This window comes from Pseudoalteromonas sp. KG3 (assembly GCF_030436385.1).
GTDB lineage: Bacteria > Pseudomonadota > Gammaproteobacteria > Enterobacterales > Alteromonadaceae > Pseudoalteromonas > Pseudoalteromonas prydzensis.
Genome location: NZ_CP098523.1, coordinates 2,167,422 through 2,181,885 on the forward strand (window position 1 = coordinate 2,167,422; position 14,464 = coordinate 2,181,885).

A 14,464-nucleotide genomic window follows, 5' to 3' on the forward strand; every position below is an offset into this window, starting at 1 on the left:
GCGCTTTAGCGCCGATTAGCTTTAACATAGAGTCAGATCCATAACACCATCACGGCTAAAGCCTGTTCCTACAAGACAAATACATCAACAAACCTGTAGGAGAGCGCTTTGGCACCGATTAGCTTTAAGCTTTAACATAGAGCCAGTTCCATAACACCATCACGGCTAAAGCCTGTTCCTACAAGACAAATACACCTACACACCTGTAGGAGAGCGCTTAGCTCCGATTAGCTTTAATATAGAGCTAGATCCATAACACCATCACGGTTAAAGCCTGTTCCTACAGATAATATACATCTACTCCGTAGGAGAGCGCTTTAGCGCCGATTAGCTTTAACATAGAGTCAGATCCATAACACCATCACGGCTAAAGCCTGTTCCTACAAGACAAATACATCAACAAACCTGTAGAAGAGCGCTTAGCTTCGATTAGCGTACCCTCGCTAACTTTAATCTCGACGGCTCGCAAGCTGCTTTCTTGCAGACAAAAAAATGCCACCTTTCGGTGGCATTACACACGGGATTATTTCTACATTATAGAAATTCTTTTCAAAAATTAGGTTCTAGGTTCTAGGTTCTAGGTTCTAGGTTCTAGGTTCTAGGTTCTAGGTTCTAGGTTCTAGGTTCTAGGTTCTAGGTTCTAGGTTCTAGGTTCTAGGTTCTAGGTTCTAGGTTCTAGGTTCTAGGTTCTAGGTTCTAGGTTCTACAAAACAGTATTGAGCCATTTACTTTACTGTCAAAAATGTTTAGCTTTATTCCTAGCACCTTTGTCTTCCTAGTACCTACAAAATCATTTATTTCCAGCTCTTCATCTTATGCCCTTTAACAGCATAGAAAAGAATGAACAAATAACAAGGTAACATGACGATATAAGCGCCCTGTTGCGCTTCAGCTGAATCAACGCCACCACTTGCGAGGCCCCAGAATAATGGACCAAATGCACCACCGGCGATACCCATGACTAATAAGCCCGATCCAACACTGGTTAATTTACCTAAACCAGATAACGCCAGCGGCCATACAGCAGGCCATACAATCGCATTGGCAAATCCTAGCACAGCTATCATCAATAGTGTATCAGGTAATTGCACTTCTAAGCCCAATGCTGTTGCGATAACCACTGAACTTGTATCACTAAACACCACTGCAAGTGTTAACACACAACCTAATATTGCTGATGCACTTAATGCTGCTTGCTGTGAAATAATGCGTGGGATAAGTAAAATACCTAAAATATAACCTAGTACCATACAGCTCATGGTATACGATGTCATGACACTGTATTTTTCAACGCCAAGTGATAACGCAAATGTGCCAATTGTATCACCAGCAATAACCTCTACCGCTACATATACAAACAATGCAGCTACACCTAGCGCTAAGCTTGGATGTGCAAGTGCCGCTTTAACCTGCCCTTTAGCACCATGCTCTTCGTCATCAATTAACTCTGGTAGTGGCATCTTAGTTACTGCAAAACCAAGTGCACCAATGAATAAAGCCATGCCTAAATAAGGATAAATAAGGCTGTTTGCCATTGAATCTATTTCAGCTTGCGATAACTCTTTACCAACCAAGCCGGTAAAGTCACTTAAAATTAAAGCGACGATTAGCGTTGCTGCATTATGTTACACCTTGGCGAGAAATCAATAACACTCTCGCAACAAAAATGATAGCGCTGCCATAAAGCTTTACGTTAATTGTCGTCATATTACTAGTAACTATTTATTTTACAACGGTACAAAAAAGGGCCTATTAGGCCCTTTCAAAACAAATTTTATTACTAATATATTAATTTATATGAGTAATTCTGCTTTTCAATTGGCTATTTAAGCTGCTGCGTAATGCCACAGACTGCTGTTCAGAAACACTGATCGGAGCTGTATACTGCTGCCAAGTCGCGCCATCATCTAAACTATACTCAGTATTTAAATAGGCAAAAGGTGTATTAACTTCAAGCTTACCCTTGTTGATCACACCTCCAGGTACCGGTAAATGCAAGCTAACTCCCGCATTTGCCAGTTTAGTTAGCTCTTTTAGACCAACGGCTGCTGAAAATTGCGCCCAGTCCTGTTCTTGATTTTTACGATCAACCTGCTCGCCTTCCCACGGGGCTTTGTGCCAAGCACGCTCGGCAACAGATAAAATACGTGGGAAGATCATTGCTAATACTTGCTCTTCGGTGCGAATAGTTTCAGACCATACCTGCCCTTGCATACCAAGAATGTTTTCTGGCTTTTCAAGCTTTGGTAATGGCCGGCCAACTAAAGCTTCAAGGTTATCTATCGGCTCGCGAGTACGGGTGTAATCAGCATTTGTATACACATCATCTGGCATATAATTAAATGCTTTTTGCGTGTCTGTGTAACGCGTTGCCCAATAATAACCACGTTCTTCCGGGTGAGCTTCATAAGGGTGGTCAAAGTATAAGTGTGTACCATGCGAGAGTATCACTTGGTAACCAGCATTCGCTAAACGATAGGCTCTATCTGCAACACCCCACTCCCAAATGTTATCCCAGACGTTTGCGGTAAAGGTTTGATTTGGAAATTCATCGCGCTTAAATGGATTGGTACGGTCATACATTAAACCATCTTCCCATGCGCCAGGTGAAATACCACGTTTTTCAAGTAGCTTAGCAACACGTTGGGTAAAGTATGGTTTTAAATCTGCAGCTCCAGCCACGCCATTGTTTGGATCGGCAAACATTGCTTGGCAGATTGGTGAATCAACCCATGAGCCCGCGCCCACTTCGTCACCACCAAAATGTAAATTAGTTAGCTGTACACCAGCCTCACGATACATTTGCTGTAATTCGTAGGTAACCTTATCTAAAAAAGCATAGGTTGAATCCATACATACGTTCATTGAGTTATCTTTGTAGTTTTGCACAGTCATATACACTGACGTGTCTTTAGGGTCGCTCAATAAGTATTGCGTGGCAGCACTAATATCAACTTGCTGTGTTTCTTTACCTGCATTCTTTTTATTAACTAGATTGTTTTTAGCGTTTTGCTGTGCTGCTTCTGCAAGCTTATGGTAGCGCGCTTCCATCGCTTTGATTGAAGCTCGTGCGTGGCCAGGGCCTTCAATTTCAGGAATGATTTGAACATGGCGGTCTTTGGCAAACTTTAATAGCTCAACAAACTCTGCTCGGCTTAAATAGCCGTTACCAGAGCCTGACTTAAATGGCCCAGTACCCAGTTGCGTTAATAGACACTCTCTTTCTTCAAGGTCAAAGCAGCGATAGCCGCCAATCTCGGTAAGTTCAGGTAAGTCAGGGATTTCTAAACGCCAGCCTTCATCTTCCGAAAAGTGCCAGTGCAGTTTATTCATTTTATAACGTGCCATTTGTTCGACAAGTTTGAACATAGCGTCTTTGCCGTGGTAGTTACGGCCATTGTCGTAATGCATACCACGCCAGCCATAGCGTGGGCTATCTTCAAGCTCCAGTTGTGGAATTTCAACCGCACCTTGGCTATTTGCCGGTAGTAAATTAAGCAAACTTTGCATGGCGTAAAACACCCCCGCATTATCACTACCAACAATTTCAATACGTTCATCATCAATCTCTAAGGTGTAACTCTCTGACTTTCCTGCCGCCAACTGCGGATTTACTTTTAAGCTGATCAGTTTTTGTTTCGCTACTTTTATATGATCAGGCTGGGCTTTTATGGTTAAGCCATAATCGTCCTGAAGATCTTGCATAAAGACCATGACTTCATTTTTTAACTGACCTTGAAAACTGATCTGCCAGCTATTATCAAGTGTTGCAGTGCCACGATTAAACTCTACTTTTTGTGGCTGTGGAATGATCCGCTTAAGCGCATCTTGTTTTGATACTTTGCTAGCAGCAGCTTGGTTACGTTCAAAACGAATTTCGGGGGTGATCAACACCGTTAAGTCTTTAGGCTCATTATAACGGCATCATCGCGATCAAACTTGCTAAAGTTCGCTGTTTAAAATCCATTTGCTCTCTCCTCGTTGTATATTCTAAGATTACGCATTTCCCCCCGCGTAATCCTTATTTATTGTTATTTATTCACCTCCATCATATAAAAGATAAAATGACAGCGCTATCATTAATTGAAATAAAAGCTATCAGCTAAAAATTAAAAACCGCACTTGTGTTTAGTCAAGTACGGTTTTTATTTATGTCTAAAACTGACGGCTTCTGGCTTTAAATTTTCATACACACATATTTTTCTTCGAGGTATTCGTCTAGCCCTTGATGGCCGCCTTCGCGACCTAGGCCTGACTGTTTTACGCCACCAAATGGCGCTACTGGATTTGAAATCAAACCTTCGTTAATACCAACCATGCCATATTCTAACGCTTCGCTAACTCGGTAGATTTGTTTAATGTCTTGGCTATAAAAATAAGCAGCGAGGCCGAAGGGTACATCGTTTGCCATCGCCAGTACTTCGGCTTCTTCATCAAAAGCAATAATACTAGCGACTGGGCCAAATACTTCTTGATGGTAGATATCCATTTCGCTGGTAACATCGGTTAAGATCAGTGGCGCCTGAAAATTACCACCAAGATCTTTATCATCACCAATTTTTGATGCTCCTTTAGCCAATGCATCGGCAACTAACTCTTGCACTTTTTGCTTGGCCTTAGGATAAATTAATGGACCAATATCAGTATCTGCGTCAAAGCCATTCGCAACTTTTAATGCTGCCACTTTCTCTGCCAATTTTTCAAGCACCTTATCAAGTACGCTTCGCTGTACAAAAATACGGTTAGCCGCAACACAAGTTTGCCCGCCATTTCTGAATTTAGCGCCCATTAAACCGGTTACAGCTTCATCTAAATCAGCGTTATCAAAAATAATAAACGGTGCATTACCGCCAAGCTCCATCGACGTTCGCTTAATAGTTGGGGCACATTGCGCTAGTAATTGCTTACCAACGCCCGTTGAGCCGGTAAAAGTAAACTTACGTACAAGTTCGGATCCAGTCAGTAATTCACCGACCATCTTAGCGTTTTCTGAGAGTAATACATTAAAGGCGCCTTTTTCAAAGCCGGCTTGATCAGCTAAATATGCTAACGCTAATGCACAAAGAGGTGTGTGCTCCGAAGGTTTTAAAACAAAGCTACAACCTGCAGCGTAAGCAGGGGCAACTTTTCGAGTCACCATAGCAATAGGGAAATTCCAAGGTGTTATGCCTGCAACCACACCAATTGGTTGTTTAAAGCTCGATAATCTGTGGTTATCATCAGTAGCAGGGATCAGCTCACCGTAACTGCGTTTAGCTTGCTCTGCATACCATTTTATAAAACCTGCACCATATTCAACTTCACCCTGCGCTTCTTTAAGTGGTTTACCCTGCTCTTTGGTCATTAATTCAGCAAGTGCTTGCTTATGCTCTATTACCAAATCATACCAGCGATTTAAAACTGCACTACGGGTGGTGGCATTGGTTGATTTGAGTTTAATAAATGCGCCGTGGGCGGCGTTGATAGCTTGTTTTACACCTGCTTGGTCAATATCACTGACCGAGGTAATGCTTTGTTCTGTAGCGGGGTCGATTATATCAAAATGACTAGCGGTCGAGTAAAACTCACCGTTAATGAAAGAGTCGCTAAATAATAGATTATCCATAAAACCTCCAAAGCAAATATGACGGCATAAAGCCAATGTTATGATCATTACAGGCAAGACATAAACAATTTGCACAAAGAGAAGACAATGAGAGTAAATGAGAAAACATAGCCATTTATTTATATCTTCCTCTTAAGCGCAGCGCCCTCTTAACCTCTTTGTGAGTAAATCACTTAAATCTTGCGCGGCATAAAGCCGCGCCTACGCAAATTTAAACTCCGCTGCAAACCCCTAGCCGCGAGTTTACCTCGCGCAATTTTCCACCTTTATAAACAAAAACACCGCGTTCAAAATGAGCGCGGTGTTTTCTTAATGCTTATAGCTTATCGCTAAAAGCTCAATATCAATGCTCTTCATTAACGATATTGAGATTGTACTTAGGTATTTCAACTATTAAGTCTTCGTCACGAATAATTGCTTGGCAACCAAGGCGCGATTCTGGCTCTAAACCCCAAGCTTTATCTAGCATGTCGTCCTCAAGTTCGTCGCTTTCGTCAAGTGAGTCAAACCCTTCACGGATCACCAAGTGACACGTAGTACAGGCACATGACTTTTCACACGCATGGGGAATACTAATACCGTTTTTAAGTGCTACATCAAGAACAGTTTCACCGCTTGGTGCATCAATTGCAGCGCCGTCAGGACATAATTCCGGATGGGGAAGAATAATAATTTGTGGCATTCTAACCTCTTTTAAACGTTGTCTACTGACTGCCCTTGCAGTGCTTTTTTGATCGATGCATCCATTCTTAACTCAGCAAATTTACTACTGGCGTTATCAACTTTTTCAATGGCTGCTTTTATTTCATTTGGCTCGGTGGCAGTCTCGCGAACAGTCACTAGTTTAGCAATTTCTGTATTCAAGTTAGCTAATTCATGTTCATCGAGTAAAGCGCTATCGGTTGCTAATGACGCATAAAGTGCTTCAATAACACGCAGCGCTTCAACTTGCTGCTCTTTGAGCATCCGCGCTTGCATATCATCTTTAGCGTTAGTCATAGATTCTTTAAGCATATTAGCGACTTGGTCGTCTGACAAACCAAACGATGGTTTAACTTGAATGTCAGCTTGTACACCCGTTGATTTTTCCATTGCCGATACACTTAGTAGGCCATCGGCATCAACTTTAAAGGTCACCCGAATATGCGCCGCACCGGCTGCCATGGGTGGAATACCTTTTAAGCTAAATTTAGCCAATGAGCGGCAATCGTCAACCAATTCACGTTCACCTTGCAATACATGCAGCGACATCGCTGTTTGGCCATCTTTAAAGGTAGTGAACTCTTGTGCGCGTGCCACAGGAATTGTGGTATTACGTGGAATGATTTTTTCAACCAAGCCACCCATGGTCTCAAGGCCAAGTGACAATGGTAAAACATCAAGTAATAACATGTCTGAATCTGGCTTGTTACCGACTAATACATCCGCTTGTAATGCTGCGCCCAGTGCAACTACGCGATCAGGGTCAATAGAAGTAAGTGGCTCTTTATTAAAGAACTCAGCAACTTGGCTACGTACAATTGGCATACGAGTTGAACCACCCACCATCACCACTTGCAGTACTTCGTCATTACTGATGCCTGCATCTTTCACTGCACGGCGGCATGAACGAAGTGTCTTTTTAACCAAAGCCATGGCTAATTCTTCAAACTTTTCTCGGGTTACTTCAACCGTGTACTTTTCGTTGTCAAACTCAAGGCCAACATTCACTTTCGCGTATTGGCTAAGTGCTTCTTTGCAGGCTTTAGCTTTATTGATGAATAAACGTAAGTTTGAAGGTGATAATGTCATTACCCCTGTTTCACGTTTAAAGTGATCCACTAATAATGAGTCAAAATCGTCGCCGCCCAGGCTTGAGTCGCCACCGGTTGCAAGTACTTCAAATACACCTTGATTTAAGCGTAGAATTGAAATATCAAAGGTACCACCACCTAAATCATAAACCGCAATAATACCTTCTTGACCTGAATCTAAACCATAAGCAACCGCGGCTGCAGTTGGCTCGTTTAATAAACGCAGTACATTAATACCCGCAAGCTCCGCAGCATCTTTGGTGCTTTGACGCTGTGCATCATCAAAGTACGCAGGTACGGTGATCACGGCACCTAAAATATCTTGCCCTGCAAAGCTTTCTTCTGCGCGTTGCTTTAACGCTTTTAAAATATCGCTTGATGCGGTGATTGGACTGATATTGCCTGCGGCGGTAGTAATCGCAAGTGCGCCATCATGCTGGCAAAAATCATACGGTAATTGGCCGTAGCTGTGTTCAATCTCAGCTTGCGTTTTACCTAAAAAGCGCTTAACCGAAACGAGCGTATTAGCAGGGTCTTGCCTAGCCGCTTGTGCCGCTTCTGCACCAACGGTAATACTGTCAGCCTGATAGCGAACAACAGAAGGGAGCATAGCTGCACCACTAATATCGGTAAGGGTACGGGCTTCGCCACTTTGCACTGTCGCAACGAGTGAGTTAGTAGTACCGAGATCAATACCTATTGCTAACTTATGTTCATGTGGTGCCGCGCTCTGCCCCGGCTCAGCAATCTGCAATAATGCCATAATGCTCTTTAACTCTTGTTTGACTTACTTGTTGTTCAGTAAGTTAGATAATTAATCGTCGAATAAACTGTCTTCAATTCGCTCTAATTCATCACGTAGTTTGTACACGAACTTTAATTTGCGAATATTATCAGCGGCTAACTGCCATTGCTGCTGATCATTACTTGCTAATTGCTCAGCTAGTTGCGCGCTATATTGGCTATCTAGTTGCTTTATTTGCTGCTCAAACTGGGCAATCGCTGCATCGGGATCAGCACTTGTAGTTAGCTCTTCAAGTTCTTCACGCAGTTCCATTTGTTGCATTAAAAAGAGTGGATCTTGCAACGTTTGCTGTTCAGCTCGAATATCTACGCCGAGTTCACTGAGCATATATTCAGCACGCTTTACTGGGTGCTTTAAGATTTGTAAGGCGTCATTGATTTCGGCTGTATTTTGTACAGCTAATAATTTATCGCGGCTACTAGCGTTGGCATGACGGTCAGGGTGAACAGCACGCTGGAGTTCGAGGTAATTCTTCGTGACTTTTGCCAAATCTACATTGTAATCAACGGGTATCGCAAACAATTCAAAATAGCGCATAATTCCAACCATGCCAAATTAACGTATTGGCTTAAAATTCAGATAGAACAAAGCCCTACAGGTGCAGGGCTTAAGAGTACAATCGGTTTATTGTTTAAACTGTGAAACTTTCGCCACAACCACACTCATCAGCTTGGTTTGGGTTAATAAATTTAAACCCTTCATTCAAACCTTCTTTGGTGTAGTCAAGCTCAGTGCCATCAATATAAACCAAGCTTTTAGCGTCAACGATTACTTTCACCCCTTGGGATTCAAATACTTCGTCGCCTTCAGCTAACTCGTCAACAAACTCAAGAACATAAGCAAGACCTGAACAGCCCGTCGTTTTAATGCCTACGCGTAGGCCAAGACCTTTGCCGCGATTTGCTAAAAATGATTCTACGCGGTTTGCTGCCGCACCTGTCAATGTCACTGCCATGATTATCTCTTACTTCGCTTGTTTACTTTTGTAGTCTGCAATTGCTGCTTGGATTGCATCTTCAGCTAAAATTGAACAGTGAATTTTCACTGGTGGCAATTCAAGCTCAGCACTGATATCAGTGTTTTTGATCATTGCAGCTTCATCTAAAGTCTTACCTTTAACCCACTCTGTTACCAGTGATGATGAAGCAATTGCGCTACCACAACCGTATGTTTTAAATTTAGCATCTTCAATTATACCGGCAGCTGATACTTTAATTTGCAGCTTCATTACGTCACCACATGCAGGTGCGCCAACCATACCAGTTGCTACTGATGGATCATTTTTGTCTAAAACACCTACATTACGTGGGTTTTCAACATGATCGATTACTTTATCACTATAAGCCATAATTCTATCCTCATTACCTGCTAGCAGACGTGCTCAATCAATTAATGATGAGCCCATTCAACTGAATCTAAATCAACACCTTCTTGATGCATTTCCCAAAGAGGTGACATTTCACGTAAGCGACCGATAGAGCTCTTCATTAAATTGACGGTATAATCAATCTCTTCTTCGGTAGTAAAACGACCAATACTGAAACGAATTGAGCTATGTGCTAATTCATCGTTACGGCCAAGCGCACGTAATACATAAGAAGGCTCTAAGCTTGCTGAAGTACAGGCAGAACCTGATGATACAGCAATATCTTTAACAGCCATCAATAACGACTCACCTTCAACAAAATTGAAGCTGATGTTAACAATTCCTGGTACTGATTGGTCCGGCGTACCATTGAAGTACACTTCTTCCATATCAGCCATAATGCCATCAATTAAACGCTTACGAAGCGCGCTGATGTGTGCATGGTCTTTTTCAAAATCTTGTTTAGCAATTCTAAATGCTGTACCCATACCAACAAGTTGATGTGTTGCTAGTGTACCTGAACGCATACCACGTTCATGACCGCCACCGTGCATTTGCGCTTCTAAACGAGCACGTGGTTTACGGCGCACATATAATGCACCGATGCCTTTCGGGCCATATACTTTGTGAGCTGAGAATGACATAAAATCAACTTTAAGTTGTTGTACGTCGATTAACACTTTGCCCGCGCTTTGTGCTGCATCAACGTGGAACATGATTTTACGTTCACGACACATTTCGCCAATCGTCGCGATATCTTGAATCACACCTAGCTCGTTGTTTACGTGCATAATGCTTACTAATACGGTGTCTTCACGCATCGTTTGTTCAAGCTTTTTCAGGTCAAGCAGGCCGTTTTCTTCAACATCCATATAAGTAACTTCAAAACCTTGACGCTCTAGTTCACGACAGGTGTCGATCACTGCTTTATGCTCAGTTTTAGCGGTAATAACGTGCTTACCTTTCTTTTTGTAAAACTGTGCTGCGCCTTTGATTGCAAGGTTGTTTGATTCTGTCGCACCCGAAGTGAAAACGATTTCACGTGGGTCTGCGTTAATTAAATCTGCGATATCAGTACGCGCCTGATCAATCGCCTCTTCAGCTTGCCAACCAAAACGGTGTGAACGCGATGCAGGGTTACCAAAATTGCCATCCATTGTTAGGCATTGCATCATTTCTTTTGCAACACGCTCGTCAACTGGCGTGGTTGCTGCGTAATCTAAATAAATCGGTAACTTCATTTCTTTCTCCGCTGGACGCCAACCTATAGTTGGCAGCTTACTTGAATATTTTCCAATTGCTTAATTGCATTGCTAACATTGCTATTTTGGCGAGATGCAACTGCTTGCACATCTGATTGTTCCACCAACTCCGCAAGAGTAATACCATTTAAAAAGTCTTCTATTCGGGCGCTTAAATCTGACCATAAAGTGTGCGTTAAACAACGCATACCGCTTTGACAACCGCCAGTTGCACCATGGCAACGGGTTGCATCTATTGATTCGTCAACAGCATTGATCACATCACCAACCGAAATAGCATGCGTTTCACGACCTAGTAGATAACCACCACCGGGGCCCCGCACAGAACTAACCAAACCATTTTTACGTAATCGGGCAAATAACTGCTCAAGATACGACAACGAAATTTCTTGTCGCTCTGAAATATCGGCAAGGGGAACGGGCCCTACACTTGCGTGTAGCGCAACATCAAGCATCGCTGTGACGGCATATCTGCCTTTTGATGTTAACTTCATTGAGCCCCCGCACTAAAGAGTGCAAATTTTAATTACCAGAGTAAAATAGTCAAGTATTATATAAAGACTAGGTTCTAGGTTCTACAAAGTTGATATAGCTCGATTCTAGTCAAGCTATTCCTAGCGCCTATATCTTCCTAGCCCCTCAATTCACTTCAATACCCGACTGTTTTAGTCAAGTATTGTGTTCATTGTAATTACCTGAGTAATTTAGTCAAGTATTAGCAGCAAATAGTCTTATAACTTTCGCTTATTTAGTAGACTTATTTATTGAGGTTAAAATTCCACGTAAGATATTTAGCTCTGCATCTTCAGGGCGTGCGCGGTTAAATAACCGGCGCAGCTTGGTCATTACCATACCTGGGTGCTGTTTGATGATAAAACCAGTATCAAAAAGGGTTTTTTCTAAGTGCTCATAAAATAGCTCAGTTTGTTTTGAGCTTGGGTAAATTGCATCGTCTTCTTGAGTTACTTTAGGTTGTTGCGTTAAAAACGCCATACGCGTTTCATAGCATAAGGTTTGCACCGCCATAGCTAAATTAAGTGAGCTATATTCTGGATTGGCAGGGATACACACATGGTAGTTACACAACTGCAATTCTTCATTGCTTAAGCCGCTGTTTTCACGACCAAACACTAATGCAACAGGACCATTCACGGCTTCAGCCACTAGTTTTTCACCACACTCACGCGGCTCAACCATAGGCCATGATAAGGTACGTGAACGCGCACTGGTGCCAATCGTTAGCGCGCAATCAGCAATCGCATCAGCTACGGTATCAACAATCACCGCATTACCTAGTACATCAGTAGCACCCGCGGCTAATGCGCTGGCGTGGCTATCTACTTCACACGCAGGATCAACTAAATAAAGTTTTGATAAGCCCATGGTTTTCATCGCGCGGGCTGCTGAGCCGATGTTACCTGAATGTGAGGTGTTGACTAAAACAATACGGATGTCATCTAAGATCATTGCGGTGCTACTTTCACTCATGCAAAAAATTGCGCGGATTATAACATGGATGTTAGCTATCAGCTATATTACTAGGTACTGATAAACCAGATCGCGTTAACTGATTTCTAAAGCCAAAATCATTTAGATCGATTGTAAATTTATAAATATCTGCACTTAATCTTGCTGAGCGCTTCCATACATCAAGGTTCTCAAAATTCATTGTATTGTCCATTTCACAAGCATGGTAAATATATAGGAACAATAACTTTAAAATGCAAATGTGTGTGTGATCTGACGGCTGACGGAAAAACATACTCATAAACCTCTTCGCGAACAATGATGTACAAAAAACACTCAAATATTTTTGGGGTTTATTGTTTACTTTGTGGCAAAAATCGCTAGAATACGCCGGCTGAAATATATAGAAATATATACACGTTCTTTTACAACCCAAAGGTAACACCATGCATCCAATGTTAAACATTGCGGTTCGCGCTGCGCGTAACGCAGGCAAAATTTTACTTCGCGCAAGTGAAGATTTATCAAAAGTTGAAGTGCAACAAAAAGGCGCTAACGACTTAGTAACCAATATTGATAAAGAAGCCGAAGCCGTAATTCGCGACACAATTTTACAGTCTTACCCTACTCACTCTATTGTTGGTGAAGAACTAGGTGAGCACGCAGGCAAGGATGCAGATTACCAATGGATTGTTGATCCTATTGATGGCACTACAAATTTCATCAAAGGCATTCCTCATTACGCGGTTTCTATCGCACTTAAAGTTAAAGGTCGTTTAGACCAAGCAGTTATCTACGATCCAATTCGTGGTGAGCTGTTTACTGCTTCTCGTGGTCAAGGCGCACAGCTAAACAGCAAACGTCTTCGTGTAAGCAAAACAACTGTTCTATCAGGCACTGTACTAGCTACTGGCTTCCCTTATAAAAACAAACACCACATGGATGCTTACACTGAAGCATTCAAGGCATTGTTTGTTCATACTGCTGATATTCGCCGCGCTGGTTGTACGGCATTAGATATGGCGTACGTTGCAGCAGGGCGCGTTGATGGTTTCTTTGAGATTGGCTTAAAACCTTGGCACAGCGCTGCAGGTGAACTAATGGTTAAAGAAGCTGGCGGTATGGTTGTTGATTTCGCTGGCGGTAATAACTACAGCCACAGTGGTAACCTTATCTGTGGCGCACCAAAGCTGACTCAAGCAATCATTCGTGAAATTCGCCCAGTTTTAACTGAAGCGTTACTTCGCTAATTATTAGTGTGAGTAAACTATAAAAAGGAGCTTAGGCTCCTTTTTTAATGCTGAAAATATGGGTTTTCTAATTTGATCTCTACTGTATTAGCGGAATCAAATGGTAATGCCTTCAAATCGTCTGCAAAGTACTGCGCAAATAACTGATCAAAGCTGCCGTTTTTTTGCATGATTGCCAAGCCCTGCTCTAGGCTTTTGGCAAGCTCTGGTTTGTGCTTTGCAACAAAATAATAAAAGGCGCTCGGGTAGCTAATATACAGATTAGGCACAATCACTAGCCCTTCATTATTCTTTTCTTTTAGCTCTGAAGTAACCTCAATAAAGGAGCGAGGAAAATAATCAACCCGTCCCGTCAACACGATATTAAACATTGCTTGATAGTTAGCAAACGGGCGCACGGGTAAGTCGTTATGCGCCAATATTTTGGTATCAGGCCAGTCATGCCCCTGAATTGCTGTAAATCCTTTCAGTTGCTCTGCAGTGCCGACAGTTGCAAAGCGACTAAGTGACTCTTGCTTGGTAACAAGTGCCCTCTTACCTATGTAGCCTTTGAATAAAGGCACTTTAATCGCAATGGCTAAGGTTTCGCGCTCAGGACTGGTCATACTCCAATATAAATCCACGCCATTGTCCTCTAACGCAATCAACGCTCGCTGTTGGTGTGGATGTACTATGACCGTTTTTAACTTGGCTGAGTAGTTTGCAGCAGCAAGGGCTTGTTGTAACAACGCTTTTAAATATTCATCTCGCTGATACACAGCCCGAGGCTCTTGGGCGATAGTCAGGGTGTTCTGTGCGGCGACTTTATCACTGTACAGTGCATAACTAATAAATGCTAAAAGTGAAATAAGTGAGGAAAAATAGCTAGTCATAATTATTATTTTCTAGTTTTTGGCGTGCTTACCTTTTAGGTTTA

The 14,464-nt window shown here is 42.3% G+C and carries 11 protein-coding genes and 3 pseudogenes; 1 reads left to right on the forward strand and 13 read right to left on the reverse strand.

The annotated features are described in order from the left end of the window. Window positions 1-794: 794 nt before the first annotated feature. The 12 genes and pseudogenes from NDQ71_RS10240 to NDQ71_RS10295 all read right to left on the reverse strand — a co-directional run. Window positions 795-1,601 (reverse strand): annotated as a pseudogene (locus NDQ71_RS10240) (glucose/galactose MFS transporter); the annotation flags it as partial. 187 nt (window positions 1,602-1,788) lie between these two features. After that, window positions 1,789-3,921, reverse strand: a pseudogene (locus NDQ71_RS10245) (family 20 glycosylhydrolase); the annotation flags it as partial. A 256-nt stretch (window positions 3,922-4,177) separates the two neighbouring features. Then, window positions 4,178-5,605, reverse strand: coding sequence for an NAD-dependent succinate-semialdehyde dehydrogenase (locus NDQ71_RS10250; RefSeq protein WP_301561593.1), 1,428 nt, complete (start codon window positions 5,603-5,605; stop codon window positions 4,178-4,180). A gap of 343 nt (window positions 5,606-5,948) precedes the next feature. After that, window positions 5,949-6,287 (reverse strand): ISC system 2Fe-2S type ferredoxin, encoded by a 339-nt coding sequence (fdx, locus tag NDQ71_RS10255; RefSeq protein WP_301561594.1) that lies wholly within the window; start codon window positions 6,285-6,287, stop codon window positions 5,949-5,951. An 11-nt stretch (window positions 6,288-6,298) separates the two neighbouring features. Beyond that, window positions 6,299-8,161 carry a Fe-S protein assembly chaperone HscA gene (gene hscA, locus NDQ71_RS10260; protein WP_301561595.1) on the reverse strand — a complete coding sequence of 621 codons (1,863 nt, stop codon included), beginning with the start codon at window positions 8,159-8,161 and terminating at the stop codon, window positions 6,299-6,301. 51 nt (window positions 8,162-8,212) lie between these two features. Further along, a complete protein-coding gene (gene hscB / locus NDQ71_RS10265; protein ID WP_192543117.1) occupies window positions 8,213-8,740 on the reverse strand; it encodes a co-chaperone HscB in 528 nt (175 codons plus the stop codon). A gap of 94 nt (window positions 8,741-8,834) precedes the next feature. Further along, window positions 8,835-9,158, reverse strand: coding sequence for an iron-sulfur cluster assembly protein IscA (iscA, locus tag NDQ71_RS10270; protein WP_192543116.1), 324 nt, complete (start codon window positions 9,156-9,158; stop codon window positions 8,835-8,837). Window positions 9,159-9,167: 9 nt separating this feature from the next. After that, entirely contained in the window at window positions 9,168-9,551 is a 384-nt protein-coding gene (gene iscU / locus NDQ71_RS10275; protein ID WP_145236533.1) for a Fe-S cluster assembly scaffold IscU, read from the reverse strand. A gap of 41 nt (window positions 9,552-9,592) precedes the next feature. Then, on the reverse strand, window positions 9,593-10,810 hold the full coding sequence (locus NDQ71_RS10280) for an IscS subfamily cysteine desulfurase (RefSeq protein WP_192543115.1): 1,218 nt from the start codon (window positions 10,808-10,810) through the stop codon (window positions 9,593-9,595). 23 nt (window positions 10,811-10,833) lie between these two features. Further along, window positions 10,834-11,325 (reverse strand): Fe-S cluster assembly transcriptional regulator IscR, encoded by a 492-nt coding sequence (gene iscR, locus NDQ71_RS10285; protein WP_192543114.1) that lies wholly within the window; start codon window positions 11,323-11,325, stop codon window positions 10,834-10,836. 250 nt (window positions 11,326-11,575) lie between these two features. After that, a complete protein-coding gene (gene trmJ / locus NDQ71_RS10290) occupies window positions 11,576-12,298 on the reverse strand; it encodes a tRNA (cytosine(32)/uridine(32)-2'-O)-methyltransferase TrmJ (RefSeq protein WP_064668223.1) in 723 nt (240 codons plus the stop codon). 58 nt (window positions 12,299-12,356) lie between these two features. Further along, a pseudogene (locus tag NDQ71_RS10295) lies at window positions 12,357-12,500 on the reverse strand (four helix bundle protein); the annotation flags it as partial. A gap of 244 nt (window positions 12,501-12,744) precedes the next feature. On the opposite strand from NDQ71_RS10295, the gene suhB reads away from it, so the two are divergent. Then, entirely contained in the window at window positions 12,745-13,548 is an 804-nt protein-coding gene (suhB, locus tag NDQ71_RS10300) for an inositol-1-monophosphatase (RefSeq protein ID WP_192542369.1), read from the forward strand. 44 nt (window positions 13,549-13,592) lie between these two features. On the opposite strand, the gene NDQ71_RS10305 is transcribed toward suhB, so the two are convergent. Further along, the gene (locus tag NDQ71_RS10305; RefSeq protein WP_301561596.1) at window positions 13,593-14,420 is read right to left on the reverse strand and encodes an ABC transporter substrate-binding protein; all 828 of its coding nucleotides are present in this window, start codon (window positions 14,418-14,420) and stop codon (window positions 13,593-13,595) included. Between the last annotated feature and the right edge of the window lie 44 nt (window positions 14,421-14,464).

Bases quoted from the DNA above. Each gene is read 5' to 3' on its own strand.
- hscB (WP_192543117.1), bottom strand. From the start codon at position 8,740: ATGCGCTATTTTGAATTGTTTGCGATACCCGTTGATTACAATGTAGAT.
- iscU (WP_145236533.1), bottom strand. From the start codon at position 9,551: ATGGCTTATAGTGATAAAGTAATCGATCATGTTGAAAACCCACGTAAT.
- suhB (WP_192542369.1), top strand. From the start codon at position 12,745: ATGCATCCAATGTTAAACATTGCGGTTCGCGCTGCGCGTAACGCAGGC.
- fdx (WP_301561594.1), bottom strand. From the start codon at position 6,287: ATGCCACAAATTATTATTCTTCCCCATCCGGAATTATGTCCTGACGGC.
- trmJ (WP_064668223.1), bottom strand. From the start codon at position 12,298: ATGATCTTAGATGACATCCGTATTGTTTTAGTCAACACCTCACATTCA.
- iscR (WP_192543114.1), bottom strand. From the start codon at position 11,325: ATGAAGTTAACATCAAAAGGCAGATATGCCGTCACAGCGATGCTTGAT.
- NDQ71_RS10250 (WP_301561593.1), bottom strand. From the start codon at position 5,605: ATGGATAATCTATTATTTAGCGACTCTTTCATTAACGGTGAGTTTTAC.
- NDQ71_RS10280 (WP_192543115.1), bottom strand. From the start codon at position 10,810: ATGAAGTTACCGATTTATTTAGATTACGCAGCAACCACGCCAGTTGAC.
- NDQ71_RS10305 (WP_301561596.1), bottom strand. From the start codon at position 14,420: ATGACTAGCTATTTTTCCTCACTTATTTCACTTTTAGCATTTATTAGT.
- iscA (WP_192543116.1), bottom strand. From the start codon at position 9,158: ATGGCAGTGACATTGACAGGTGCGGCAGCAAACCGCGTAGAATCATTT.
- hscA (WP_301561595.1), bottom strand. From the start codon at position 8,161: ATGGCATTATTGCAGATTGCTGAGCCGGGGCAGAGCGCGGCACCACAT.